This window comes from Solirubrobacter ginsenosidimutans (assembly GCF_027587205.1).
The window spans coordinates 321,545-346,577 of record NZ_JAPDOD010000002.1 but is presented as its reverse complement, the minus strand read 5'-3'; the positions used below and the strand labels follow the sequence as shown (position 1 = coordinate 346,577).

Sequence of the window (25,033 nt, the reverse complement as noted above, 5' to 3'; positions counted from 1 at the left end):
ACGATGCGACGCATGATCGATCTCCGCAGCGACACGCTCACTCGCCCGACGGCCGCGATGCGCGCCGCGATCGCCGCCGCCGAGGTCGGGGACGAGCAGCGCGGCGAGGACCCGACGGTCAACGCGCTCCTGCGACGCGTGTGCGAGCTCACCGGCAAGGAGGCGGCGCTCTTCCTGCCCGGCGGGACGATGGCCAACAACATCGCGGTCGCCGTGCACGCGCGCAGCGGCGAGGCGGTGCTCGCCCACCACGACGCCCACCTGATCCGCTCCGAGAGCGCCGGGCCGGTGGTGCTCGCGCGGGTGCTGATCGACGCGCTCGACGGCGCCGACGGCCACTTCACCCCCGAGGACGTCACACGCCGTGCCGCGCGCGGCACGCTCTACGAGCCGCGGACCGCGCTCCTCTGCGTCGAGCAGACCCACAACTTCGCGGGCGGCACGATCTGGCCGCTGCATGAGTTGCAGGCGGTCACCGACGCCGCCCGCGACGCCGGCCTGGCGATCCACATGGACGGCGCCCGCCTGCTCAACGCGGTCGTGGCCGCCGGCACGCCCGCGAGTGACTACTGCGCGCTCGTCGACTCCGTGTGGCTGTGCTTCACCAAGGGGCTCGGCGCCCCGATCGGCGCCGTGCTCGCGGGCGACGCGGACTTCATCGAGCGGGCGCGCGCACTGAAGCACATGGTGGGTGGCGCGCTGCGCCAGGCGGGTATCGCCGCGGCGGCGTGCGTCTACGCGCTCGACCACCACGTCGAACGCCTCGCCGAGGATCACGCCCACGCGCGGCGACTGGCGGACGGCCTCCTCGAGCTCGGCCTCGACGTCCACACGCCCGACCCGCAGACCAACATGGTCTTCTTCAGCGCCGACCACGGCGACTTCCTCGGCGCGCTGGAGCGGCGCGGCGTCCGCATCGGCCCGGTGGGCGACCGGCTACGCGCCGTCACCCACCTCGACGTCGACACATCCGACATCGACCATGCGATCGCGGTGGTCGGCGACGTCCTCTCAAGCGCGCCGGAAGGCGCGCATGGACAGCGGTACGAATACGGCTAGGAGACCGACGAGCCAGGCAAGCGTGCCGAGCAGCGGACCGGCGACATCTCCCTGGCCGATCATCAGCGCGCGGACCGTGTCCACGACCAGCGTGATCGGGTTGACGTTCGCGAATGCCTCCAGCCAGCCGGGCATCGAGTCCGCGGGCACGAATGCGCTCGACACGAACGTGAGCGGGAAGACCCAGATGAAACCCGCCGACTGCGCGGTCTCCGGGTCTTTGACGCTCAGTCCCACGAACGCGCTGATCCACGAGAACGTGTACGAGAAGGCGAGCACGATCAGCAGCGCGAGCGCGATGCTCCAGACCGGCTCGCTCGGCCGGAAGCCGACCGCCACGCCCACCAGCAGCATCACGATCAGCGTCATCACGTTCTGCACGATGTCCGCCGCCGTGCGCCCGAACAGAACCGCGGAGCGCGAGATCGGCAGCGAGCGGAAGCGATCCACCACGCCGGTCGCGCGATCGGTGTTCAACCCGATCCCGGTCATCAACGCGCCGAAGACCGCGGTCTGGACGATGATGCCCGGCATCAGGAAGTCCACGTAGTCGACGTCGCCGGTGTCGATCGCGCCGCCGAAGACGTAGCGGAACAGCAGCACGAACATCACCGGCTGCACGAACGCGAAGATCACGTAGACCGGCTTGCGCAGGGTCTTACGCAACTGGCGGCCGGCCATCACGCGGCTGTCGGCGAGGACCTCCGCGAAGGTCAGCCGGGTCGGCTCGGAGGAGATCATGCGGCTCGCTTTCCGGTCAGGCTGAGGAACACGTCGTCGAGGCTCGGCTGCTGCAGCTCGATGGCGGCGATCGGGAGCCCGCGGGCGTCGAGCCGGCGGACCGCCTCGGCGGACGCGCTGGAATCGGTGACCGCCAGGCGGATCTCGCCCGCGGCCTGATCGACGATCGGCTCCTCGGTGAGGTCGGCGAGGACCGCGGCGGCGGCGTCCGCGTGGGCCGGATCGACCCGCACGGCCAGCACCTCGCTGCCGATCGTGGCCTTCAGCTCCGACGCGGTGCCTTCGGCGGCGATCCGGCCGTGGTCGACGACCGCGATCCGCTGCGCGAGCCGGTCCGCCTCCTCCAGATACTGCGTGGTCAGCAGGATCGTCGTGCCGTCGCGGCGGAGTTCGTCGACCGTGTTCCAGAGCTCCTGGCGGGTGCGGGGATCGAGGCCGGTGGTCGGCTCGTCGAGCAGCATCACCGGCGGGCGGCCGGTGAGGCTCGCGCCGAGGTCCAGCCGCCGGCGCATGCCGCCGGAGTAGGTGGAGACCCGGCGGTCGGCGGCGTCGGCGAGCCCGAAACGGTCGAGCACGTCGCCCGCGCGGGACTTGGCCTCGCGCGGCGGCAGCCGGTAGAGCCGGCCGATCATCTCGAGGTTCTCGCGGCCGGTCAGCTCCTCGTCGACCGCGGCGAACTGCCCGGCGAGGCCGATCCGCCGCCGCACGGCGAGCGGCTCGGCGACGACGTCGTGACCGAGGATGCTCGCGCTCCCGCTCGTGGGTTGCAGCAGCGTGGCGAGCACGCGGACCAGCGTGGTCTTGCCGGCGCCGTTGGGGCCGAGCAGGCCGAAGACGGTTCCGGGCTCGACGGTCAGGTCGAGGCCGTCGAGCGCGACGACGTCGCCGAAGGTGTGTCGCACACCTTCGGCAGCGATGGCGGGGGTCACGGAAGCTCTCCGGAAGCACGCAGGGTTTCGCGGTGTTCGCGCCATTCGTCGGCGAGCTTCGGCATTCGCTCGATCAGGAACTCGCACAGCGCGGTCATCTCGACGAGGCGGGCGCGGCGCTCGACGGGGGCGCCGGCGATGGCCTTGAGTCCCTTGCGGGTAATGGCGGCCAGCGCCTCGTACTCACCCGCGCTCTCGAGCGACTGCAGGCCGTAGGAGGGGTGGATCATCACGCGGTCCGCCCGCTCACCCGCCGCGCGGAAGCGCCGGAGCATCCCCCAGTGTTCGAGCGTGCCGACCGCCGAGCCCGCCGCACTCCGGCTCATCTGCAGCGCTTCGGCGATCTCCCCGGCCGTCTGTGCCGGCGGGTCGCAGAGCAACAGCCAGCCGGCGACCCGTCCGGTCGCCGGCGGCATGCCGTACTGGCGGGCGAAGTACCGCCCCACCTGATCGGCGAAATCGAGTTCAGCGTCAGTTGCCACATCCCTGAGATTACACGTATTCCAGGAATCCCAACCCTAAAGGGGGTCAGACCCTCTTTATGTTCACGCGGCGACCGGCTCTGCTCCGGGGCCGTGGGACGTCTCGGGGCGGGTGCTCGAGCGCAGCAGGCTCCCGCAGACGACCGCGCCGCCGGCGAGGATCACGGCCGCCCAGGTGAACGCGGTCGTGTAGCCGTCCACCGGCGTGGCCGCGGCGGCGGCGAGCGTGCTCAGCAGCGCCGTGCCGATCGACCCGCCGATCTGCTGGGAGGTGCTGACCATCGCCGACGCGATGCCGCTGTCGTGTACCGGGACGCCGTGGGTGGCGGTGACGAACGACGGCGCGAGCGTGAGCCCGAACCCGATCCCGATCAGGATCAGCGAGGGCAGGACGTGGGTGGCGTAGGCGGTGTCGGGGCCGATGCGGGTGAGCAGGAGCATTCCGAGCGCACCCGTGAGCATTCCCGCCGGGACGAGCGGGCGCGGACCGGTCCGGTGCAGGAGCTTCGTAGTCACGACGCCCACGGTGGGAGCGATCGAGAAGCTCATCGGCAGGAAGGCGAGGCCGGTTTCGAGCGCGCTGAAGCCCTTCGTCACCTGCAGATAGAACGTGAGGAACAGCAGGACGGCGAACATCCCCGCGCTGGCGGTGCCGATGGCCAGGAACGAGGCGCCGCGGTCGCGGTCGGTGACCACCCGCAACGGGAGCAGCGGCTGCGCGGTCCTCGCCTGCAACAGCACGAACCCGGTGAGCAGCACGGCGGCCGCGATCAGGGCGGTGACGGTCGTCGGGTCGCCCCAGCCGTCGGTCTCCGCCCGCGACAGGCCGAAGACGAGCGCGAACAGCCCCGCCGAGGCGGTGACGGCTCCGCGGACGTCGAGCCGCGCGCGGTTGGGCGTGGGGACGTGACGCAGCAGGCGCAGCGCCGCCAGCGCCGCGGGCACGGCGAAGACGACGGACACGAACAGGCACCAGCGCCAGTCGAGGAACTCGGTCAGCGCGCCGCCGAGGAGCAGGCCGATGGCTCCGCCCATGCCGGCGATCGCGGCGTAGATGGCGAACGCCTTGCCGCGTTCGGCGGGATCGGTGAACGTCGTCGTGAGCAGCGACAGCGCGGCGGGGGCGAGCAACGCGGCGAACGCGCCCTGCGTCGCCCGTGCGGCGACGAGCACGCCGAAGCTGTCCGCCGCACCGCCGACGGCCGACGCGGCGGCGAAGCCGAGCAATCCGGCGATGAAGGTCCACTTGCGGCCGAAGAGGTCGGCGATCCTCCCGCCGAGCAGCAGCAGGCTGCCGAAGGCGAGCGCGTAGGCCGTGATCACCCACTGGCGGTCGTCCGACGAGAAGCCGAGCTCGCGCTGGGCGGAGGGCAGCGCGATGTTCACGATGGTCACGTCGAGGACCACCATGAGCTGGGCGATGCCGATCACCACCAGGGCGAGCCAACGGCGGTCGTGCGGTACGGGTGATTGCATGAGCTGTGCCTCCTTCGGTCACATCGGGCGGTCGTGGTTCGTCACCCCCTTGACGCATCACGACGAAGGGATGTGACCAATGGGCGAAGTCGAGTGGCTGGCAGAGCGGTTCGAGGCCAACCGGCCGCAGTTGCGCGCGGTCGCCTACCGCATGCTCGGATCGACGAGCGAAGCCGACGACGCGGTCCAGGAGGCGTGGCTGCGCCTCAGCCGCTCGCCTGAGGGGATCGAGAACCTCGGCGGCTGGCTGACGACCGTCGTCGCGCGCATCGCCCTCGACATGCTGCGCTCGCGCAACGCCCGCCGCGAGGAGCCGCTCGGCGTCCACGTGCCGGAGCCGATCGTCGGCGACGGGCCCGAGCAGCAGGCGCTGCTGGCCGACTCCGTCGGGCTGGCGCTGCTCGTCGTGCTGGACACGCTGGAGCCGTCCGAGCGCTTGGCCTTCGTGCTGCATGACATGTTCGCGGTGCCGTTCGACCAGATCGCGCCGATCGTCGATCGCTCCCCGGCCGCGGCCCGCCAGCTGGCCAGCCGCGCCCGCCGGCGCGTGCGCGGCGCGGTACCCGAGCCGGACGCGGACCTTTCCGCGCAGCGTGCCGTGGTCGACGCCTTCCTCGCCGCCGCCCGCGACGGCGACTTCGAAGCGCTCGTCGCCGTCCTCCATCCCGACGTCCTGATCCGCGTCGACCGCGGCGCGCTCTCCCGTGAGACCCGCGGCGCGGAGGAGGTCGCACGCCAGGCGGTCACCTTCAACCGCCTCGCCCCACTCGCCCGCCCCGCACTGGTCAACGGCGCCCCAGGCTTCGTCGTCGCCGACACCGACCGCGTCTACGCGGTGGCCGGCTTCACGATCGCGGGCGGCCTGATCACCGAGATCGACCTCCTCGCCGACCCCACCCGCCTATCTAAAGCCCACCTAAGGGGCCAGACCCCTTAGCTCGGCTTTAGGTTCCGCGCGGCCCGGGAACCGGCATTGTGCGGCGAACGCGACCTAAAGGGAACCTAAGGGGTCTGGCCCCTTAGGTGGGGTTAAGGTTCGGAGGCCCGCGGTGAAGACGGCGAGCACGCGGTGGGCGCGGGTGGGGTCGGAGACCAGGTAGATGCCACCGAGGGCGGCGGCGACGTCGAGCGCGTCGACGTCGGTGCGGACGGTGCCGGCGGCCTGGGCGGCGTCGAGCAGCTGGTTGAGCGCCGCGACGATCACTGCGCGTGAGTCGGCGTGGACGGCGGCGCCGGACGCGACGACGGCGCGCATCGCTTCGGACAGGCCGCGCTGGGTCGCGAGGTAGTCGATACAGCGGTGCAGCCAGAGCGCCAACGCCTCGTCGGGCGGGTGGTCGTTCAGCAGTTCGTCCGCGGCGCCGCGCAGCCGCGCGATCTCGTCGCGGTAGGTCGCCTCGACCAGCGCCTCCTGCGTCGGGAAGTGGCGATACGCGGTGCCGGTGCCGACCCCCGCGGCCTTGGCGACGTCCGCGAGCGGGACGGACGTGCCGCCGTGCGCGAACAGCTCGCGGGCCGCCTCGATCAGGCGGTCGCGGTTGCGGCGCGCGTCGGCGCGCATCGGTGATGTGGAATCGGAATCCATTTCCGCTTAGGTGGTACAGTATCTGGAACCGGAATCGACTTCCGGTTGTCACCAGAGTTTAGGAGCTTCCATGCCAGAGACCTTGATCACCACCCCGTTCGGCTTCGAATCGACCGCCGCGGAGGTCGTGGAGGGCATCGACCTGACCGGCAAGCGCGCGATCGTCACCGGCGGCTCGTCGGGCATCGGCATCGAAACCGCCCGCGCGCTGGCCGGTGCCGGCGCCGAGGTGACGCTCGCGGTCCGCGACACCGCGGCGGGCGAGCGGGTCGCCAACGACATCGACGGCGACGTTCGCGTCGGCCACCTCAACCTCGCCGATCAACCGTCCGTGAAGGCGTTCGCCGCCGCCTGGGACGGCCCGCTGGACATCCTCGTCGACAACGCGGGCGTGATGGCGCTGCAGGAGCTGACGCGCTCACCCGAGGGCTGGGAGCTGCAGTTCGCGACCAACCACCTGGGCCACTTCACGCTCGCCACCGGGCTCCACGACGCGCTCAAGGCCGCGGGCAAGGCGCGGATCGTCTCGCTCAGCTCGGTCGGGCATCTGAGCGCACCGGTCGACTTCGAGGACCTGCACTTCGAACGCCGCGACTACGACCCGATGATCGCGTACGCCCAATCGAAGACGGCCAACGTCCTCTTCGCCGTCGAGGCGCAACGCCGCTGGGGCGCCGACGGCATCACGGCCAACGCCGTGCACCCCGGCGCGATCTTCGAGTCCAACCTCGCCCGCCACATCGACCCGGCGGTCCTGCAACAGCTGCGCACCTCCGGCAGCTACCGCTTCAAGACCTTGCAGCAAGGCGCGGCGACCTCGGTGCTCCTCGCCACCTGGCCCGCGCTCGAGGGCCAAGGCGGCCACTACTTCGAGCACGGCAACGAGGCACCGATCGTCGAGGCGCCGGTCATCCCCCACCCCGGCTCCGGCGTCGCCGCCTACGCGCTCGACCCCGCCAACGCCGAGCGCCTGTGGGAGGTCTCCGAGGCGCTCGTCGCCTAACCGACGCCTTCGGAGGAGGCGGCGGCCGCGGCGGGAGCCGCGGCCGCCGACCGCCGCAGCAGCACGAACGCGACCACCGCGGCGACGCTCAGCGCAGCCGCGCTGAGCGACGCGGTCGCGGTCAGCGCGGTCCCGAACGCGTCCCGCGCCGGATCCGCGAACGACGTACCCACCGCATCCCCGATCGTCTCTGGCGCCCGCGCCGGCACACCCGCCCGATACACAGCGGCACCGATGCTGCCGAGGATCGCGAGCCCCAACGCGCCGCCCAGCTCAGAGCTCGTCTCCGAGGTCGCCGCGGCGCCACCCGCCCGCTCCTTCGGCGCGGCCCCGACGGCGAGATCGGCGACCAGTGTGATCACGAAGGCAAGCCCGATCGCGCCGATCGTCGGCCCGACGAAGAGCGGCGTGAGGGACTGGTCGGTGAACGCCACGATCAGGTAGCCGAACGCGCCGATCCCCATGCCCGCCGAGATCAACACCGGCGCCGAGAAACGCGCGGCGAGCCGGGCGGTGAGCATCGAGCCGACGACGAACCCGAGCGCCTCGGTCACCGTCGGCAGCCCCGCGATCAGCGGCGAGTAGCCGAGGACCGACTGCGCGTACTGCGCGGTGAAGAGCGCCATCCCGAAGATCACGAAGAACGCGACGAGGTTCGTGGCCAGCGCGGCGCTGAACGCCGGCAGCCGGAACAGGGAGAGATCGATCAGCGGGTCCGACAGGCGCTGCTGGCGGCGCACGAACAATGCCCCCGCAACGAAGCCCAGCGCGACCCACAGCCCCGGCAGCGACCCGCCGACGGCGAGGTGCTTGAGCCCGTAGATCACAGCCAGGATCGCGACGAGCGACAGCGCCGCGCTCAAGACGTCCACACGCCCCGTCTCACCCTCGCGATGCTCCGGCAACAGCCGCGGGCCGAGCAGGAGCGTGAGCACCATCACCGGCACGCCGAGCAGGAACACCGAGCCCCACCACGCCAACTCCAGCACCGCCCCACCCGCCAGCGGCCCGATCGCCGCGCCGACGCTGTAGCTCGTCGCCCACACGCCGATCGCGAACGTCCGCTGGCGCGGATCCTCGAACATCGTGCGGATCAGCGACAAGGTCGACGGCGCCAGCGTCGCACCCGCCAACCCGAGCAGCGCACGCGCCGCGATCAGCATCCCGGCGCTGGTGGCAAACGCGGCGAGCACCGACGTGACCGCGAACGCGCCCGCGCCGATCAGCAGCATCCGCCGCGCGCCGATCCGGTCACCCAGCGCGCCCATCGTGATCAGCGCGCCCGCGACCATGAAGCCGTAGATGTCGACGATCCAGAGCAGTTGCGTGCCACTGGGCGCGAGGTCGGCGCTGATCGACGGCAACGCGAGGTTGAGGACGTTGAGGTCCATCGCGTAGACGAGGCAGGGCAGCGCGATCACGGCCAGACCGATCCATTCGCGGCGGGACGCTCGTGGGCCGGTCATCTCACCGGAGTCCAGGGCGCGCAACGCGCGTTACACGTCCGATGCAAAAGGCTGCCCGTTTTCCTCTAGCTTCGCGGGGTACCTCGACGTACGGTCCCGCCCAACGATGATCACGAAGACGAGGCTCAACCGCGAAGAGGAGCTCGAGCGCGAGCACGGGCAGCGCGACCCCGCGCCGCCGCCGGCGCCCGTCGCGCAGATCCTCGAGCTGCAGCGCACGATGGGCAACCAGGCCGCGATGGCGCTGATGGCGCGCAGCAGCGCCCGCGCGACCGTCGCCCGCGAGCCGGAGACGGCCGAGGCGCCGCAGGCCAACGCGAGCATCGCGCAGGCGATCGCCGACCGCGACATCGGGGCGATCAAGGCGATCGACGACTTCACCCCCGCTTCGGACTCACAGCGCTTCGAGCTGATCGCGATCCTGCTCGACCAGTTCTGGGTCGGCCCGCGCGACGAGGCCGCGCTGGAGCGGATCTGGGCCTCGTTCGGCGAGCGGCTGCCGGCGATGATGGCCACGCACGCGCGCGTGTGGTGGGACTGCGTCGACCGCGGCGCGGAACTGAAGCGCTGGACGCGCCAGGACAACCTGAACCTGACGTGCGAGATCTCCCCGGGCGTCATCAACGACCGCCAGGTGCGCCGCGCGATCGCCCGCATCGACGAGATCCCCGAGAACGACTACCTGCAGTTCCGCCAGCTCATGTACTACGCGGGCTCCGGCGCCGAGCTGGCGTTCATCTGCAAGGCGCTCGCGGCCGAGCGCAGCATCGCCGACATCGCGACGTTCGCGAACACGATCCGCGGCAAGGACCGCCCGTGGCTGCTGGCCAACCTCAACGTCGCGGACGAGAACGTGGCGCAGGGCGGCGCGTCCGCGGGCATCCAGCAGCAGTGGCAGATGGCGTGCGGGCCGACGTCGGTGCAGACGATCCACGCGCAGAACGACCCGATTTATGCCCTCTCGCTGACGGCCGCGGGCCCGGTCAGCGGCGCGAGCTGGACCAACCTGCCGATGACGCTCGAGCAGGGCGCGATCCTGATCGGCCACGGCTCGATGCCGACGCCGCTGGGCACCGCCGGCCAGGGCGCGTGGGTCGAGTCCGACCTCAACGACATCTCCTCCGCCACCGGCGTGACGTACGCGTTCACGCTGGTGACGGCGATCGCGCCGGTCAACCCCGCGGGCGGCGAGGTCGACAAGGCGGTCACGTCGATCATCGGCTTCCTCGACCAGGGCATCCAGGTCCCGATCCTGATCGGCGGCGGCCCGACGGTGACCGCCCACTACGTGATGGGCCTGCGCGCCCAGGGCGACTCGATCCTCGTCAACGACCCGGGCAGCGGCACGACGACGTGGGTGACGCGACAGCAGTTCCTGACCAACGCGCTGGCACCCCCGCTGTCATGGCCCTTCCTCGCGGGGTACGATCGGCCCTCGCCGAAATGATCGACGACGACCGCAGCTATTCCGACGCGGAGCTCAGCACGCTCGACCTCGCGGCCGTGTTCGACGGCGGCATCGTCGGCGAGGACGGAAAGATGCGCCCCGAGCTACAGGGCATCGGCTCCGTCGCCGCGGCGATCCAGCTCGACAACCAGTTCGTGACGTCCGGCCAGGTGGCCGACGCCGCCAGCTTCAAGCCCGACGGCTTCGTCCCGCCCGCGCTGGACAACGTGCTCAAGATCGGGCTCGCGGCCTCCCACGACGACACCGACCGCGGCGTGTTCAGCCAGTGGCTCGGCATGGTCGCGGCCCAACTCGTCCTGCGCGAGCGCAACCGCACATGAGCGACGCGCTGCACGTGCTGCTGCTGCGCGCCCCCGGCGGCAACGCCGAGGCGGTGCACGCACAGGTCACGATGGCCCTGCGGATGGCCGTCCCCAACCTGCGCTGGGTGGCGTCCTACGCGGTGAGCGGCGGCAGCGTGGCCGCGGTCGACATCGTCGCGTTCCAGCCGGGCGAGGATCCCGAGGCGGCGCGCGCGGCGGCCGCGGCGGTGGCCGGCGCGGAGATCGAGCTGCTGCCCGCCGAGCCCTCGCTGACGCTGATGGCGCCCGGCGGCGCTCCCGGCGGCGCGCCTGGAGGACCACCGCTGCCGTGACGAACGCCCGCGTCAACCACGTCTCCATCAACGCGCGTGACCTCGCGGAGTCGGTCGACTTCTACGTCGACGTCCTCGCCGCGGAGCCGATCCCGACGCCCAACTTCGGCCTTCCGGTCCAGTGGCTCGCGCTCGGCCGGACGCAGCTGCACCTCTTCGAGAAGGATCTGCAGCCGACGAGCCACCACCACCTCGGCATCACCGTCGACGACCTCGAGCCGGTCTACCGGGCGGCTGAGCGTCGCAACGCGTTCGACAAGGAGGCCTTCGGCAACCACCTCGTCGAACTCCCCGGCGACGTCGTGCAGCTCTATCTGCGCGATCCCGCCTGGAACCTCGTCGAGATCGACCAGGACGGGGTCGACCGGCTTCCGGACGACCTGCGCGCCCAGCTCAAGGGCCTGTGGGACTTCAATCCCCAGACCGACGAGAACATGCGTGCGCGGCTCTACGTGCCCGAATAGGTTCAGGCGGTGAGCTGCACCAGCGCGCCGTCGGTCCAGTCGAGCGCCTCGCCGTAGGCGCGGGCGATGTCGACCAGGCTCACGCCGGCCTGCACGCAGCCGTCGAAGTCGCCGCTTTCGTAGGCGAGGATCCCGGCGAGCAGACGGCCCTCCGGGCCCTGGTGGGCGCCGAGCGCGAGGGTCGTGCGCTCGTCGAACGGCAGGTCCTCGAGCAGCGCCGGCATGCGGGTGCCCAGGAGCGAGTCCACGACCGAGAAGAGACCGACGGTGAAGCCGCGCTCGGCCTCGGCACCGGGCGTCCGAGCGGCGACGAGCTCACACAGGCGCGCGCGCAGCAGGCCGAGTTCGAGCAGGTGGCTGGGACGGTCACTGACACCGGCGAGCACCATCATCGTCGCCCAGCGGCGGACGGCGACGGAGCCGAGCGTCATCAGCGCCTGGCGGATCGTCCCGGCGCGATGGCGGCCGCCGAAGAAGGCCGAGTTGGCGAGCTTGACGAGCTTGAGGCTCAGGCCCGGGTCCTCGGAGATGACGCGCTCGAGCTGCTCGAACGACGTCGCGTCGCCCGCCGCCAGCATCGACAGCGCGCGGAAACGGTAGGTAGGCACCGACGTGCCGGTCACGATCACCGGCTCGGCGAAGTACTGGCCCTGGAAGAAGTCGACGCCCAGGCCGCGCGTGAAGCCGTACTTGTCGCGCGATTCGACGCCACCGGCGATCACGCCGAGGCCGAGGCCGCGCGCCACGTTGACGGCGGCGTCGATCGCGTCCTCGTCCATCAGGGCGACGTCGAGCTTGACGCTGTCGGCGTAGTCCAGGAGTGCGTCGGTTTCGGCGCGGAAGTGGTCGAGCGCGATCCGGAAGCCCTGGTTGCGCGCCTCGCGGATGACCGCGAGGAGCACGTCATCGGCGGGCTGATCGGCTTCGATCTCGAGCACGACGCCGGCCGGATCCAGCGGCAGCGGGCGCGCGGCGAGCAGGAAGTCGCGGGAGACGTTGACGTGCACCGTGCGCGAGCCGGCGAGCCGCGGCAGACCGATGTCGCCGAACGCGTGGGCGAGCAGCGTCGCCGTCGCCTCGCGCGAGTCGTCGGCGGCCGGGGTGAGCAGTTCAAAGCCGACGATGCGCTCGCACTGGTCGAGGATCGGCTGGCGGGAGACGACGACCGCGGGTGCGGTCTCCTCAGAGGGCCTCACAAATCGCTCGCGCAGTTGCATGGTGGCTCTATCGGCCGATCGGCGGGCGACGTTAACCCCCTCCGGATCGAATCGGGTCTAGCCCTGACAATTCCGGCGCCGATCGACCGCCGTCTTCAGGCGCCGCTCGGATGGCCGATCACTTGGGCCGACCCATGTCCAAGGACGCTCCGAACTCCATCGCGCGCCGGATCGAGCAGGGACGCGCCCGCCCTCGCGCCTCGTTCGATGCGGGTGAGCGGCTGGGCGAGACGCTCTTCGGGCTGGCCTTCCTCGTCGCCGCGCTCGCGCTCGCGTTCCTCTTTGAGCCCACGCGCGCGTTCTCGCTGCCGCTGGCCGCGCTGTTCGTGGTGATGCTGGCGGGCGTGTCGCGCGTCGGCTTCGCGTATCTCGAGGCGACGCTCGTGCCCGTCGAGCTGGTCGCGTTCCCGATGCTGCTCCTGCTCCCGACGCCGATCGTCCCGCTGCTGGTCGCGCTCGCCTACCTGCTCTCGCAGGCGCTCAGCGTCGTCCTCGGCCAGCGCTCGATCAACCGCCTCGTGTTCCCGCCGCTGGCCGACTCGTGGTTCGTGATCGGCCCCGCCACGGTGCTGCTGGCCTTCGGCGCGCAGCTCCCGGCGTGGCACTGGCTGCCGGTGTACGGGCTCGCGTTCCTCGCCCACGCCGCCATCGACTGCGTCACGTTCGCGCTGCGGACGCGGCTCGCGACCGGCACGCCGGCGCGCGAGCTCGCCGCCGCGTACGTGCGCGCGAACAAGGTCGCCACCCTGCTCTGGCCGATCGCCGTCCTCACCGCGATCGCCGCCGACACCGCGCCGGTCACCGTCGCGCTCGTGCTGCCGCTCGTCGCGCTGCTCAACGTCTTCGCGCGCGAGCGCGACGCGCGGATCGAGCAGACCCTGGAGCTCGGCCGCTCCTACCGCGGGACCGCGTTGCTGCTGACCGATCTGCTCGAGGACGACGACGAGTACACCGGCCATCACACCCACGACGTCGTCGAGCTCTCAGTCAGCGTCGCCGAGCGCATGGGCGTCTCCGAGGAGGTCCGCAGCGAGACCGAGCTCGGCGCGCTGCTGCACGACATCGGCAAGATCGCGATCCCCGACTCGATCATCAACAAGCCGGGCAAGCTCGACGCGGATGAGTGGGCGATCATGAAGACCCACACGATCGAGGGCCAGAAGATGCTCGATCGCGTCGGCGGGATGCTCTCGAGCGTCGGCGTCGTGGTCCGCGCCTCGCACGAGCGCTACGACGGCGGTGGCTACCCGGACGGGCTCGCCGGCGAGGCGATCCCGCTGGCCGCCCGGATCGTCGCCGTCTGCGACTCCTTCAACGCGATGACGACGACCCGGTCCTACCGCAAGGCGATGCCGGTGGCCGACGCGGTCGCGGAGGTGCGACGCTGCTCGGGCACGCAGTTCGACCCCGCCGTCGTCGAGGCGCTGCTCGCCGTCGTCGAAGCGCCCGAATGGGTGCTGACGGTCCGCGAGACAAAGATGAGCGTCCCAGCTCCGCTATAAGCCTCAATTGAACCGAGTCGGTCCGGATTGCGAATTCCGGTCGTCGGAACAGTCCGGCACCAGGGTCTGACTTTTACGGAGGAGGCAGAGATGGCGAAGGTGGCCATTCGCGTGAACGGCAAACGGCATGTGGTCGAGGCCGCGCGCGACACGCCGCTCCTCTACGTGCTGCGCAACGACCTGCACCTTCGCGGGCCGCGCTTCGGCTGCGGGCTCGCGCAGTGCGGCGCGTGCACCGTGCAGATCGACGGCGAGCCGACGCGCTCATGCGTGACGGCGGTCGGCGACGTCGTCGATCACAAGATCACGACGCTCGAAGGCCTGGGCACGGAGGAGAAGCCCGGCCCGGTGCAGGAGGCGTTCATCGCGCATCAGGCGGCGCAGTGCGGCTACTGCACGAACGGGATGATCGTCGCGGCGGACGCGTTCCTCGCCGCGCACCCGGACCCGACGGAGGACGAGATCAAGCGGGCGATGACCCCGTATCTCTGCCGCTGCGGCACCCACTTCCGGATCGTCGCCGCGATCAAGGCGGCCGCCGAGGCGAAGCGATGACCGCCACGCTCGATCGCCGCCAGTTCCTCGCCGGCACCGGCGCGATGTTCGTCGCCGCGACGCTCCCGCGACTGCTCAACCCGCGGACCGCGTTTGCCACGTTGCAGGCGCCGCAGATCGGCCCCGCGCTGGTCGACCCGACATTGATCGACTCGTGGCTCGCCGTGCTCGGCAACGGCAAGGTCACCGTCCTCACCGGCAAGGTCGAGCTCGGGACCGGCGTGCTCACGACGACGATGCAGCTCGTGGCCGACGAGCTCGACGTGCCGCTGTCCGCGCTCACGGTCGTCGAGGGCGACACCTGGCGCACGCCCGACCAGGGCTTCACCGCCGGCAGCCAGTCCAACAAGACCCAGTACGCGGCCAAGGGCGGCCTGCGCCAGGCCGCCGCGGAAGCTCGACTGGCGCTGCTCGGCATGGCGTCCGCGCGCCTCGGCGCGCCGATCGAGGCGCTGACCGTCAAGGACGGCGTCGTCCACGGCGGCAGCGGCCAGGTCTCCTACGCCGAGCTGATCGGCAACCGTCAGTTCAACCTCAAGATCACCGGCAACGCGGTACCGAAGCGCTTCGAGGACTATCGCGTCGTGGGGACGAGCGTGCCGCGCGTCGACGTACCCGCGAAGGCGACCGGCGCGTTCGAGTACACGCAGGACGTGCGCGTGACGGGCATGGTCCACGCGCGCGTCGTGCGCCCGCCGACGCTCGACTCCAAGCTGGTGAAGGTCGACGGCTTCCCGGGCGGCCACAACCCCGCGGGGTTCCTCGCGACGGTCGTCAAGAACAACTTCGTCGCGGTGGTCGCCAAGCGCGAGGAGCAGGCGATCGACGCCGCCTCGCTGCTGAAGGTGGAGTGGGAGACCGCGCCGCTTCCGGACTTCGAGCACCTCTACGGCGACCTGCAGCGCCAGACCGCGACCACCGATCGCATCCTGATCAACACCTACGACGTCGAGCCCGCCCTCGCCGCCGCGGCACAGAAGCTCCAGGTCAACTACCGCTACCCGATCCAGATGCACGGGTCGATGGGCGCGTCGGCCGCCGTCGCCTCGGTCGAGGGGCAGACGGCGACGGTGTGGTCCTCGACGCAGGGCGTCTACCCGCTGCGCGACGCGATCGCGACCGCCCTCGGCCTGCCCAAGCAGAACGTGCACGTCATCTACGTCGAAGGCTCCGGCTGTTACGGGCTCAACGGCGCCGACAACGTCGCGCTCGACGCCGCGGTGATCTCCCAGCAGGTCGGCAAGCCTGTCCGCGTGCAGTACATGCGCGCGGACGAGCACAAGTGGGAGAACTACGGCCAGCCGTATCTGCACGAGATGCGCGGCGGCCTGGACGCCAACGGCAACGTCGTCGCGTGGGACGGCGTCGCGTGGACGGCCACCCGCGGCGGCCGGCCCGGTCCGCCCGCGAACCTGCCGACCGGCGTCCTCCTCGGGCTGCCGGAGAACCCGCTGCCGAAGTCGCCGCCGCTGACGCCGGCGAGCCGGCCCAACGCGGTCGACAACTCCAACTCCGGCCCGTCGTACGTGATCCCGAGCCAGCGGCTGCGCAGCCACAGCGGCCAGCACGCGTTCATGGCAGGGCCGCTGCGCTCGCCCAACCGGATCCAGAACACGTGGGCGAACGAGTCGTTCATGGACGAGCTCGCGCACCTGGCGGGCCGCGACCCGGTCGAGTTCCGGCTCGCTCACCTCAAGGACCAGCGGCTGATCGACGTGATCAACCTCGCCGCGTCGATGGCGAAGTGGAAGCCGCGCCCGGCAGCTTCGAAGATCGACTCGGGGCGCTTCAAAAAGGGCCGCGGGATCGCGGCGATGGTCTACGAGGGCGACAACGGCTACAACGCGGCGGTGTTCGGCGTCACCGTGGACACCAAGACCGGCAAGGTGGTCGTCGACGAGGTGTGGTCCGCGCAGGACTGCGGACCGGCCCTGAACCCGGACGGGATGCGCGCGCAGGCCGAGGGATGCCTGATGCAGACCGTCAGCCGCTCGCTGATCGAGGAGCTCAAGTGGGGGCCCGAGGGGATCACCTCGGAGGACTGGGAGAGCTACCCGGTCATCCGCTTCAACGCGATGCCCAAGCTGCACTTCCGGATCATCGACCGCAAGGACGTGGACGTGATGGGCGCGGGTGAGGTGCTGATCACCAACGGCCCGGCCGCGATCGCCAACGCGATCTTCGACGCGACGGGCAAGCGCATCCGGCAGGTGCCGTTCACCCCCGCGCGCGTGCGGCGGATGCTACGGGAGGACTGACTCGGCGATCCGCTGCGCGATCGCCGACCAGAGCGGATCGCCGGCCGCGCGTCGCAGCCCCGCCGCGACGCGCGGGAAGCCCTCGTCCTCGACGAGCTGCGCCCGCTCGGCCAGCATCGTCTCGGCGCGGCGCAGTTGCGTGGCCGCGTCGCCGTCAAGCGCCATCCGCTGCTCGACCCAGTACCCGACCTGGCCGGGATAGCTGGAGAGGATCCGGTCGCTGAGCGGCGTCGCCTTGACGAACGTGTCGGCCTCTTCCTGCAGGCGGGGCAGGTCGAAGCCGAGCTCCGGCAGGACCCAACGGGATGCGAACGGCAGCGTCAGCTCCGCCACCCGCTCATCGGGAACGCCGTCGAGGTAGTCCTCCAGTTCGGCCAGCGCGGTACGCAGCGAGTCGTCGATCTCGGTCACGGCTGAGGATCCTAGGCTTGATCGCCGTGGTCCGGCGACACGACACGCTCGACGGGTGGGTGATCACCGACGCGCCGACGGCGCTCGCGGTCCTGCACGACCCGGCGCAGTGGAGCTCGGACCGCTTCGACGGGCCGCGCCCGGTCGAGTACGACACGTGGGTGGCGGAGCTCGCGGCGCAGGACGCGGGCGTGCGCGAGTTGCTGGCGCTGACGCCGCAGGCGCTCGTCGGGCTCGACCCGCCCGACCACGGCCGGATGCGCGCGGTGCTGCGCCGCTCGTTCGCGCCCGGCGCGGTCGAGGGGTGGCGGGCGATGATCGCGGGCGAGGTCGAGGCGGCGCTGGACGGGATCGTCACCGGCGAGCCGGTCGATGTCGTGGCGGCGTTCACGCGCCCGGTGCCGTTCCGCGTGGTCGCGCGGCTGCTCGGTCTCCCGCGGGCGCGGTGGGACGCGCTCGAGGCGCTGGCGCACGCGGCGAGCACCGACGACACCGCGACGGAGGACCGCGCCGCGCTGCGCGCCCGGTTGGTGGCCGAGCGCGACGTGATGCGCTTCTTCCTCGCCGCGCTCGAGGAGCCGGCCGGCGGGATCCTCGCGCTTCTGCGAGGCGCCGTCGACGACGGGGCGGTCTCCGCGCGCGAGGCCGCCGGGCTGTGCCGCGAGGTGCTCGTCGCCGGCTCGGACTCGGTCGGGCATCTGCTCGCGGGCGCGCTCGCCGAGCTGGCGAGCGGTCCCGTCCCGGAGGACCTCAGCGCGTTCGTCGAGCACCGGCTGGCGATCGACCCGCCGTTCGCGGCGTTCTGGCGCCGCGCGACGAGTCCGGTCACGCTGGGCGGCGTCGCGATCCCCGCCGACGGACTCGTCCAGCTCGCGTACGCGGGGCTCAACGAGGGTGCAGCCCGCCATCTCAGCTTCGGCCACGGCGTGCACTTCTGCCTCGGCGCCGCGCTCGCCCGCCTGGAGGCGTCGATCGCACTCCGCGCGATCGTCGACGCGACCCGCGCGATCGAGGTCGCCGGCCCGGCCGAACGCCTCGCCTCACCCGCCGTCAACGGCCACCGGCACATGATCCTGCGCTTGACCCCCGCGTGAAGCACGGAAGACTCGTGGCGGATCCGCGGGCTGCGCGTGGCGGATTTGTCGGAGTAGGCGTGGAGGATTCGCGGGTTTCCCGTGGTGGATTTGTCGGGTCGACCCGTTAGCCTGCGCCAATGCACGCCGGACTGCTCCCGCGACACGCCCAGCGCGCCGTCGAACAAGCCTTGGCCGACACGCGCGTCGTCGTGGTCCTCGGCGCCCGCCAGGTCGGCAAGAGCACGCTGCTGGAGCAGGTCGCCGCCACGGAGGCGGCGGATCGCCGGATCCTCACGTTCGACGACCAGGCGGTTCGAGCGGCCGCGACGACCGACCCGGCCGGTTTCATCGCGGGGCTGAAAACCCCGGTCGCGCTCGACGAGGTGCAGCGCGTTCCTGAGGTGATGACCGAGATCAAGGTCCGTGTCGATCGCGACAAGTCGCCTGGGCAATTCGCCATCACGGGCTCGGCGAACCTCCTCGAGATGAAGCAGGTCAAGGAAAGCCTCGCCGGGCGGGCGGAGTACCTCCGGCTGCACCCGTTCAGCCAAGGTGAGGTCAACGGCCGACGGGAGCGCTTCGTGCCCGACCTCGCCCTCGGACGTTTCCCGGAGGTCGTCGACGCGCGTGTCGGCCGGCCCGCGTATGCCGACATCCTGGCCGCGGGTGGGTATCCCGAGGCGCAACTGCGGGCACCCAATCGGCGTGCACGCTTCTTCGAGAGTTACATCGACGGCATCATGGACAAGGACCTCGCAACGCTGGGCGATGTCGCCGATCGCGCGCTCGTCGCACGCCTGCTCTCTTCGATCGGAGCTACGTCCGCCGCAGAGCTCAACGTGGAACGGTTGAGCAAGACGATGGCCGCCCCGGCGACCACGCTCCGCCGGCACGTCGAATTGCTGGAGACGCTCTTCCTAATCAGGCGCCTGCCGGCCTGGAGCAACAACCTCCTGGCCCGCTCTATCAAGCGACCGAAGGTCCACATCGCCGACACCGGCCTGTTGGCGTACCTCGTCGGGGCGGACGCGTCGCGCATCGCCGACAATCCTGACCTCGGCGGGATGTTCTTCGAGACCTTCGTCGCGATGGAGCTCGACCGGCAGATCTCCTGGCTCGACGATCGCCCGCAGCTGTTTCATTTCCGCGATCGCGAGCAGCGGGAGGTCGACCTCGTCCTGGAGCATCGCGATGGATCGGTTTCCGCCGTCGACGTGAAGTCGGCCGCGACCGTCTACGAGCGTGACTTCAGGGGTCTGGCGTTTCTGCGCGACAAGCTGGGGCAGGCGTTCAGAGCCGGCGCGCTGCTGTACACCGGTGCGAGCACCGTCCCGTTCGGGGATCGCCTCGCGGCGGTGCCGATCAGCGGCCTATGGAGCGGACGATGAAGTCAAGGGACGATGGGCGCGAGCGGCTCCTGAACGCGATCGAGGCGCTGGCGGCCAGCAGCGCACCGATCCACCGGCGGCTCGAGGCGGCCGGCGTCCTGCTGCTCCCGCTGCAGGCGAGTGACTTCGCCGACCCGGCGGACGGCGAGCGGCTCGAGGAGATCCTGATGGCGCTCACCGGCGTCGCGGACCCGACCGGGGAGCACGGCGACATGGCGCTGACCGCGTTCTCGATGAATGACAAGGAGGCGGTGCGGGTCGCGCAGCTGATCGTCGACCTGCACCGGCGGGTGTCAGTAGCGGGCTGAGCTGGCCTCGAGCGGCGGCCAGGTCGGATATGCGACGCCGTCGATGGTCGCGCCGCCGAAGCCGAGCATCGGGCCAGGTCCGGCGGTGATCGCGGCGGGGAAGTCCAGCACCGGCGCCGACACGTCGTCGAGGGTCGCACGCTGCTCGGGGCTGAGGGCGAGCGCCAAGGAGCGCAGGTTCGAGTGCAGCTGATCGAGCGTGCGGACGCCGAGCAGCGTCGAGCTGATCGCCGGCCGGCCGCGCACCCAGGCGAGCGCGACCTCCGCGGCGCTGACACCGAGCGCTGCGGCGACCCGCGCGACCGCGTCGATGACGACCCGGTCGTGCTCGTCCGGCCCGCCCGTGAGCGCGGCGCGTGAGCCGCCGCCGGTGAGCTGGCCGCCGCGCAGCGGGCTCCACGGCAGGACGCCGAGACCGAGCGCTTCGGCCATCGGCAGCAGCTCGCCCTCGGAGGTGCGCTCGAGGAGGGAGTACTCGAGCTGCAGCGCGGTGACCGGCGCCCAGCCGCGGAAGTGCGCGATCGTCTCGCTTTGTGCGGTGACCCACGCAGGCACGTTCGAGAAGCCGACGTAGCGGACCTTGCCGGCGGCGACGAGGTCGTCGAGCGCGCGCAGCGTCTCCTCGACCGGGACGCGCCGGTCCCAGCCGTGGAGCCAGTACAGGTCGACGTAGTGGGTCTGGAGCCGCCGCAGCGACTCCTCGAGCTGGGCGACGATCGCCTTGCGCCCGGCGCCGCCGCCGTTGGGGTCGCCCGGATGCAGGTTGGCGAAGAACTTCGTGCTCAGCACGATGCGGTCGCGCAGGCCGGGGCGGGCGGCGAAGAACTCGCCGACGATCTGCTCCGAGTGCCCATTCGTGTACGTGTTGGCAGTGTCGACGACGTTGCCGCCGTGCTCGAGGTACTCGGCGAGGATCGTGTGCGAAGTCGCGGGACTCGCGCCCCAGCCGTAGTCCTCGCCGAAGGTCATGGTGCCCAGCGAGAGCGGGCTGACGCGCAATCCGGAGCGGCCGAGGGTGAGATAGGAATCGAGAGAGGTCACGGCATGAAGGACATCACTGCCGGTGCTCCAAGTGGTAGATCGATGCTGCCTCGCTCTTGCACGATCCTGCCAACCGTGGCACTCTCATCGCAGTGGACCGCCTGCAGGAGTCGATCACCCGCCACGCCCGCGAGGGGCTCACCGCGACCGCGCTCGGAGGCGTGTCGGTGCTGCGGGCACCGACACCCACCGAGCCGCTGGGCGACATGCTCCGCCCGACCCTCGCGGTCGTCGCCCAGGGCGCCAAGGAGACGACGCTCAACGGCCGCGCGTTCACCTACGGCGCGGGCCAGTTCCTCGTCGCATCGGTCGACCTGCCGGTCACCGGCCACATCACGCAGGCGCCGTTCCTCGCCGTCGTGCTCGAGTTGCGCGCGGACAAGATCGCCGAGCTGCTTCTCGACACCCAACCGATCCCCCACGCCGCCGCACCCGTCGGCGTGGGCGTGAGCGACGCCTCGCCGCTCCTGCTGGACGCGCTCGCCCGCCTGCTCGCTCTCCTGGACGCGCCGGAGGACATTCCGGCGCTGGCGACGGGCCTCGAGCGCGAGATCCTCTGGCGGTTGCTCACCGGCCCGCAGGGCGCGACCGTGCGCCAGATCGGGCTGGCCGACAGCCACCTCGCCCACCTCGCCCGCGCGATCCGCCGGATCCGCGACCACTACGACGAGCCGCTGCGCGTCGAGGACCTCGCGGCCCTGGCGACGATGAGCGTCTCGTCGTTTCACCGCCACTTCCGCGCGGTGACCTCGATGACCCCGATCCAGTTCCAGAAGCAGCTGCGCCTGCACGCCGCGCGGACGCGGCTGCTGGCCGACGCCGGTGATGTCGCCGGCGTCGGTTTCGCCGTCGGATACGACAGCCCGTCGCAGTTCAGCCGCGAGTACCGGCGCATGTTCGGCGTGCCGCCGAGCCGCGATTCGCGATAGTTCAATACATGTTGAACTAGATCGGGTTTATGCTGTTTGCATGACGGGTGAGGCCGACCTGGCGCGCATCGGCGCGCTGCTGGCAGATCGGACGCGGGCGACGATCCTGCTGACGCTGCTCAATGGCGGCCTCACGCCCGCTTCCGCCCTGGCCGAGCGCGCGGAGGTCTCGCGCTCGCTGGCCAGTGCGCACCTGCGCAAGCTCGAGGTCGGCGGGCTGATCCGCGTCGAGCCGCGCGGTCGCCAGCGTCTGTACCGGCTCGCGAGCCAGTCGATCGCCGACGCGCTCGAAGTGCTGATCCTGCTCGCTCCCGCGCTCCCGGTCACCTCGCTCAAGGGCGCCAACGCGCGCGACGATCTGCGCCGCGGCCGCCTCTGCTACGACCACCTGGCGGGCCGCGCCGGGGTCGCGCTGGCCGAGCACCTCGTCGCCGCGGACCTGCTGGTGCCGCACGCCAACGACTACGCCGTGAGCCCCGCCGGCGCACGCGTCTTCGCCGAGCTCGGCATCGACACGGCAGCGCTCGAAGCGCGCCCGCGCCCGTTGACCCGCGCGTGCATGGACTGGAGCGAGCGCCGGCATCACCTCGCCGGCAGCCTCGGGGCCGCGCTCAGCGCGGAACTCGTCCGCCGCGGGTGGGTCGAGACGCGTGAGGCGAGCCGCGCCGTGACGGTGACGCTCGCGGGCCGGGTCGCGCTGCAGGAGCGCTTCGGCATCGCGCCGGAGAGCTGGGAACTGCGTGAAGCGGCGGGCGTCGCGGCATGACGACCCGCCGATGTCGCCGCGCCTGAGCGCGCACCGCTCCCGAGCACCACCGCCACGCCTTCTCGCCGCCGCCTGCGGCGACCCATTTCCCGACGCCGAAAGGACCGTCCGTTGACCGGCATCGCCGACGACACCGGAACCCGAGCCTGGCACCGCCCGCTGCACCACACGCGGGCGGGCGAGCTGGACGCAGACACTGCCCAGACCAAGGGCATGAAGCGCTTTGAAGCCCTCTCCGCCCGCCACGGCGGCACCGAGCAGCTGTGGCTCGGCGAGAACCACGTGGGCGCCAACATGAACTCGGGCGACCACCACCATGGCGCCGCCGAGACCGGCATCTACGTCGTCTCCGGCCACCCGGAGTTCGTCTTTCTCGAGGACGGCGTGGAGCGCCGGATCGAGGCCGGCCCGGGCGACTACGTGTTCGTCCCGCCCTACGTCCCGCACCGCGAGGAGAACCCGCACGACGAGCCGGCCGTGGTCGTGCTGGCCCGCAACCGCCAGGACGGGATCGTCGTGAACCTGCCGAGCCTCGACACCCCCGTGGAGCCGTCATGACGATCGAGTTCATCGGGCACGTCTTCCCGCACGAGTTCTCCGAGACGATCGCGGCCAGCGGCCCGGTGGTGCAGCCCGACTACCTGCGCGCGCTCGCCCGCGCCCATGAGGCCGCGGGGTTCGACAAGGTCCTGATCCCGCACTCCTCGGCGATGGCCGACGGGTTCATCCTCGCCGACCAGACGCTGGCCGCCACCGAGCGCCTCGGCGTCCTCCTCGCCCACCGCCCGGGCTTCGTCGCGCCCACGATCGCCGCGCGCAAGTACGCGACGATCGACGCCTTCTATCCGGGCCGGATCGCGCTGCACACGATCACCGGCGGCGACGACGCCGACCAGGCCCGCGACGGCGACTGGCTCGACAAGGCCGCGCGCTACCGGCGCAGCGGCGAGTTCCTCGAGGTCGTCAAGCGCGAGTGGTCGGAGACGGAGCGCTTCGACCACGAGGGCGAGTTCTACCGCGTCAAGGACGCCTGGTCCTCGGTCCGCCCGCTCGACGGGCACATCCCGATCTACTTCGGCGGCGCCTCGGCCGACGCCGTCCGCGTTGCCGCCGAGCACGCCGATGTGTACGCGCTCTGGGGCGAGCCGCTGGCGGGCGTGCGCGAGCGGATCGCGCAGGTCCAGTCCGCCGCGGCCGAGCACGGCCGCAGCCTGCGCTTCAGCGTCAGCCTGCGTCCGATCGTGGCGGAGACCGAGGCGGCCGCGTGGGAGCGGGCCGAGGAGATCCTGCGGGTCACCGAGGAGCGCGCGGGCGCGTTCACCAAGGGCTTCCCGACCCAGCGCAACGAGGGCTCCGAGCGGCTGCTGAAGTTCGCCGCCGACGGGCCCGTGCACGACGAGCGCCTGTTCACCAAGCTGGCGAAGGCGACCGGCGCGGCGGGCAACTCGACCGCGCTCGTCGGCACGCCAGAGCAGGTCGCCGACGCGTTGCTCACCTACGTGGACGCGGGCGCGAGCACGCTCCTGATCCGCGGCTACGAGCCCTACAACGACGCGGTCGCCTACGGCGAGGTCATCTCGCTCGTCCGCGAGCGGTCCTTGGTGGCGGCATGAGCATCGACGTCATCGAGTTCACCGACCCGGGGTGCATCTGGTCGTGGAGCAGCGTCGGCAAGCTCGCGCGGCTGCGGGCGGCGCATGACGTCAGCTGGCGGCGGGTACTCGGTGTGCCCGGTCCGCGCCCCGGCGGTCCGGAGGAGCAGCACGCGAACTGGCGCGAGGTCGCTGCCGTCACGGGCGCCGAGATCGCTCCCCGGCTGGAGTACGTCTCGTCCTCCTCGCTGCCCGAGTCGCTCGCCGCCCGTGCGGCGGAGCACCAGGGGGAGGAGGTCGCCGAGGCCGTGTTGCTGCGCCTGCGCGAGGCGACGTTCCTCGAAGGCCGCCCGGCCGACAGCCGCGAGCGGATCCGCGAGGCGCTCGACACCGTGATCGGCCTCGACGTCGACCGCTTGATCGCCGACCTCGACGCGCCGGAGGTCTTCGCCTCGGTCGAGGCCGACCGGCTCGAGACGCGCCGCCCCCCGCTGGACCTGATCGCCGGCGGCGTGGCCCGCGCCGACGGCGACGACTATCGCTACCCCTTCCCCACCCTGATCATCAACGGGCGGATTCTCGCCGGCTGGACGGCCTACGAGGACTACGTCGCCGCGCTCACCCGCGAGGCGGTGGCGACATGAGCGACCCTGGCAACCCGCTGGCGAGGGCCCACACGCACG

The 25,033-nt window shown here is 71.4% G+C and carries 27 protein-coding genes; 18 read left to right on the top strand and 9 right to left on the bottom strand.

From position 1 onward, the window contains the following. Positions 1-12 precede the first annotated feature (12 nt). Positions 13-1,059, top strand: a complete 1,047-nt coding sequence (locus tag OM076_RS04130; protein WP_270038160.1) for a threonine aldolase family protein — start codon at positions 13-15, stop codon at positions 1,057-1,059. On the opposite strand, the gene OM076_RS04125 is transcribed toward OM076_RS04130, so the two are convergent. The 4 genes from OM076_RS04125 to OM076_RS04110 form a co-directional block, all read right to left on the bottom strand. After that, the gene (locus tag OM076_RS04125; protein ID WP_270038159.1) at positions 1,012-1,800 is read right to left on the bottom strand and encodes an ABC transporter permease; all 789 of its coding nucleotides are present in this window, start codon (positions 1,798-1,800) and stop codon (positions 1,012-1,014) included. The two genes, OM076_RS04130 and OM076_RS04125, sit on opposite strands and share 48 nt — an antisense overlap. Beyond that, positions 1,797-2,729 (bottom strand): ATP-binding cassette domain-containing protein, encoded by a 933-nt coding sequence (locus tag OM076_RS04120; protein ID WP_270038157.1) that lies wholly within the window; start codon positions 2,727-2,729, stop codon positions 1,797-1,799. The genes OM076_RS04125 and OM076_RS04120 overlap by 4 nt, the downstream gene beginning before the upstream one ends. Beyond that, positions 2,726-3,211 carry a GbsR/MarR family transcriptional regulator gene (locus OM076_RS04115; protein ID WP_270038156.1) on the bottom strand — a complete coding sequence of 162 codons (486 nt, stop codon included), beginning with the start codon at positions 3,209-3,211 and terminating at the stop codon, positions 2,726-2,728. The genes OM076_RS04120 and OM076_RS04115 overlap by 4 nt, the downstream gene beginning before the upstream one ends. Before the next feature lie 63 nt (positions 3,212-3,274). Beyond that, positions 3,275-4,687, bottom strand: coding sequence for an MFS transporter (locus OM076_RS04110; protein WP_270038154.1), 1,413 nt, complete (start codon positions 4,685-4,687; stop codon positions 3,275-3,277). A gap of 79 nt (positions 4,688-4,766) precedes the next feature. Here OM076_RS04110 and OM076_RS04105 point away from each other — a divergent pair, with 79 nt between their 5' ends. Continuing rightward, positions 4,767-5,624, top strand: a complete 858-nt coding sequence (locus OM076_RS04105; RefSeq protein ID WP_270038153.1) for a sigma-70 family RNA polymerase sigma factor — start codon at positions 4,767-4,769, stop codon at positions 5,622-5,624. A gap of 54 nt (positions 5,625-5,678) precedes the next feature. On the opposite strand, the gene OM076_RS04100 is transcribed toward OM076_RS04105, so the two are convergent. Then, positions 5,679-6,272, bottom strand: a complete 594-nt coding sequence (locus tag OM076_RS04100) for a TetR/AcrR family transcriptional regulator (RefSeq protein WP_270038152.1) — start codon at positions 6,270-6,272, stop codon at positions 5,679-5,681. Between the two features lie 70 nt (positions 6,273-6,342). On the opposite strand from OM076_RS04100, the gene OM076_RS04095 reads away from it, so the two are divergent. Further along, positions 6,343-7,275, top strand: a complete 933-nt coding sequence (locus OM076_RS04095; protein ID WP_270038150.1) for an SDR family NAD(P)-dependent oxidoreductase — start codon at positions 6,343-6,345, stop codon at positions 7,273-7,275. On the opposite strand, the gene OM076_RS04090 is transcribed toward OM076_RS04095, so the two are convergent. Further along, positions 7,272-8,741 (bottom strand): MFS transporter, encoded by a 1,470-nt coding sequence (locus OM076_RS04090; RefSeq protein WP_270038148.1) that lies wholly within the window; start codon positions 8,739-8,741, stop codon positions 7,272-7,274. The genes OM076_RS04095 and OM076_RS04090 overlap by 4 nt on opposite strands. A 106-nt stretch (positions 8,742-8,847) precedes the next feature. On the opposite strand from OM076_RS04090, the gene OM076_RS04085 reads away from it, so the two are divergent. From OM076_RS04085 to OM076_RS04070, 4 genes are read left to right on the top strand one after another with little or no spacing between them, the layout of a single operon-like run. Further along, a complete protein-coding gene (locus OM076_RS04085; protein WP_270038147.1) occupies positions 8,848-10,188 on the top strand; it encodes a hypothetical protein in 1,341 nt (446 codons plus the stop codon). After that, complete coding sequence (locus tag OM076_RS04080) at positions 10,185-10,529, top strand: hypothetical protein (protein ID WP_270038146.1); 345 nt, start codon at positions 10,185-10,187, stop codon at positions 10,527-10,529. Before OM076_RS04085 ends, OM076_RS04080 begins: the two co-directional genes overlap by 4 nt. Next, positions 10,526-10,843 (top strand): hypothetical protein, encoded by a 318-nt coding sequence (locus OM076_RS04075; protein WP_270038144.1) that lies wholly within the window; start codon positions 10,526-10,528, stop codon positions 10,841-10,843. The genes OM076_RS04080 and OM076_RS04075 overlap by 4 nt, the downstream gene beginning before the upstream one ends. Continuing rightward, positions 10,840-11,307 (top strand): VOC family protein, encoded by a 468-nt coding sequence (locus OM076_RS04070; protein WP_270038142.1) that lies wholly within the window; start codon positions 10,840-10,842, stop codon positions 11,305-11,307. The genes OM076_RS04075 and OM076_RS04070 overlap by 4 nt, the downstream gene beginning before the upstream one ends. A 2-nt stretch (positions 11,308-11,309) precedes the next feature. Here OM076_RS04070 and OM076_RS04065 read toward each other — a convergent pair whose 3' ends face one another. Beyond that, the gene (locus OM076_RS04065) at positions 11,310-12,503 is read right to left on the bottom strand and encodes an EAL and HDOD domain-containing protein (protein WP_270038140.1); all 1,194 of its coding nucleotides are present in this window, start codon (positions 12,501-12,503) and stop codon (positions 11,310-11,312) included. A 155-nt stretch (positions 12,504-12,658) separates the two neighbouring features. Here OM076_RS04065 and OM076_RS04060 point away from each other — a divergent pair, with 155 nt between their 5' ends. The 3 genes from OM076_RS04060 (at position 12,659) to OM076_RS04050 (ending at position 16,839) form a co-directional block, all read left to right on the top strand. Beyond that, entirely contained in the window at positions 12,659-14,026 is a 1,368-nt protein-coding gene (locus OM076_RS04060) for an HD-GYP domain-containing protein (RefSeq protein ID WP_270038138.1), read from the top strand. A 90-nt stretch (positions 14,027-14,116) separates the two neighbouring features. Continuing rightward, complete coding sequence (locus tag OM076_RS04055; RefSeq protein ID WP_270038137.1) at positions 14,117-14,581, top strand: (2Fe-2S)-binding protein; 465 nt, start codon at positions 14,117-14,119, stop codon at positions 14,579-14,581. After that, complete coding sequence (locus OM076_RS04050) at positions 14,578-16,839, top strand: xanthine dehydrogenase family protein molybdopterin-binding subunit (protein ID WP_270038135.1); 2,262 nt, start codon at positions 14,578-14,580, stop codon at positions 16,837-16,839. Before OM076_RS04055 ends, OM076_RS04050 begins: the two co-directional genes overlap by 4 nt. On the opposite strand, the gene OM076_RS04045 is transcribed toward OM076_RS04050, so the two are convergent. Then, positions 16,825-17,250, bottom strand: coding sequence for a hypothetical protein (locus OM076_RS04045; RefSeq protein ID WP_270038134.1), 426 nt, complete (start codon positions 17,248-17,250; stop codon positions 16,825-16,827). The genes OM076_RS04050 and OM076_RS04045 overlap by 15 nt on opposite strands. 17 nt (positions 17,251-17,267) lie before the next feature. Between OM076_RS04045 and OM076_RS04040 the strand changes: the two genes are divergently transcribed. The 3 genes from OM076_RS04040 to OM076_RS04030 all read left to right on the top strand — a co-directional run bounded on the left by OM076_RS04040 (position 17,268) and on the right by OM076_RS04030 (position 20,022). After that, positions 17,268-18,344, top strand: coding sequence for a cytochrome P450 (locus tag OM076_RS04040; protein WP_270038132.1), 1,077 nt, complete (start codon positions 17,268-17,270; stop codon positions 18,342-18,344). 119 nt (positions 18,345-18,463) lie between these two features. Further along, positions 18,464-19,714 (top strand): ATP-binding protein, encoded by a 1,251-nt coding sequence (locus OM076_RS04035; protein ID WP_270038130.1) that lies wholly within the window; start codon positions 18,464-18,466, stop codon positions 19,712-19,714. Beyond that, complete coding sequence (locus OM076_RS04030; protein ID WP_270038129.1) at positions 19,711-20,022, top strand: hypothetical protein; 312 nt, start codon at positions 19,711-19,713, stop codon at positions 20,020-20,022. Before OM076_RS04035 ends, OM076_RS04030 begins: the two co-directional genes overlap by 4 nt. Here OM076_RS04030 and OM076_RS04025 read toward each other — a convergent pair. After that, on the bottom strand, positions 20,008-21,063 hold the full coding sequence (locus OM076_RS04025) for an aldo/keto reductase (protein ID WP_270038127.1): 1,056 nt from the start codon (positions 21,061-21,063) through the stop codon (positions 20,008-20,010). The two genes, OM076_RS04030 and OM076_RS04025, sit on opposite strands and share 15 nt — an antisense overlap. Before the next feature lie 92 nt (positions 21,064-21,155). Here OM076_RS04025 and OM076_RS04020 point away from each other — a divergent pair, with 92 nt between their 5' ends. From OM076_RS04020 to OM076_RS04000, 5 genes are all read left to right on the top strand, one after another. Continuing rightward, on the top strand, positions 21,156-21,992 hold the full coding sequence (locus OM076_RS04020) for an AraC family transcriptional regulator (protein WP_270038126.1): 837 nt from the start codon (positions 21,156-21,158) through the stop codon (positions 21,990-21,992). Positions 21,993-22,032: 40 nt separating this feature from the next. Further along, complete coding sequence (locus OM076_RS04015; RefSeq protein ID WP_270038125.1) at positions 22,033-22,758, top strand: ArsR/SmtB family transcription factor; 726 nt, start codon at positions 22,033-22,035, stop codon at positions 22,756-22,758. 120 nt (positions 22,759-22,878) lie between these two features. Further along, complete coding sequence (locus OM076_RS04010; protein WP_372517995.1) at positions 22,879-23,316, top strand: cupin domain-containing protein; 438 nt, start codon at positions 22,879-22,881, stop codon at positions 23,314-23,316. After that, positions 23,313-24,371: an LLM class flavin-dependent oxidoreductase gene (locus OM076_RS04005; protein ID WP_270038122.1), complete on the top strand. Its 1,059-nt coding sequence runs from the start codon at positions 23,313-23,315 to the stop codon at positions 24,369-24,371. The genes OM076_RS04010 and OM076_RS04005 overlap by 4 nt, the downstream gene beginning before the upstream one ends. Then, complete coding sequence (locus tag OM076_RS04000) at positions 24,368-24,994, top strand: DsbA family oxidoreductase (protein ID WP_270038121.1); 627 nt, start codon at positions 24,368-24,370, stop codon at positions 24,992-24,994. The genes OM076_RS04005 and OM076_RS04000 overlap by 4 nt, the downstream gene beginning before the upstream one ends. Positions 24,995-25,033: the final 39 nt, after the last annotated feature.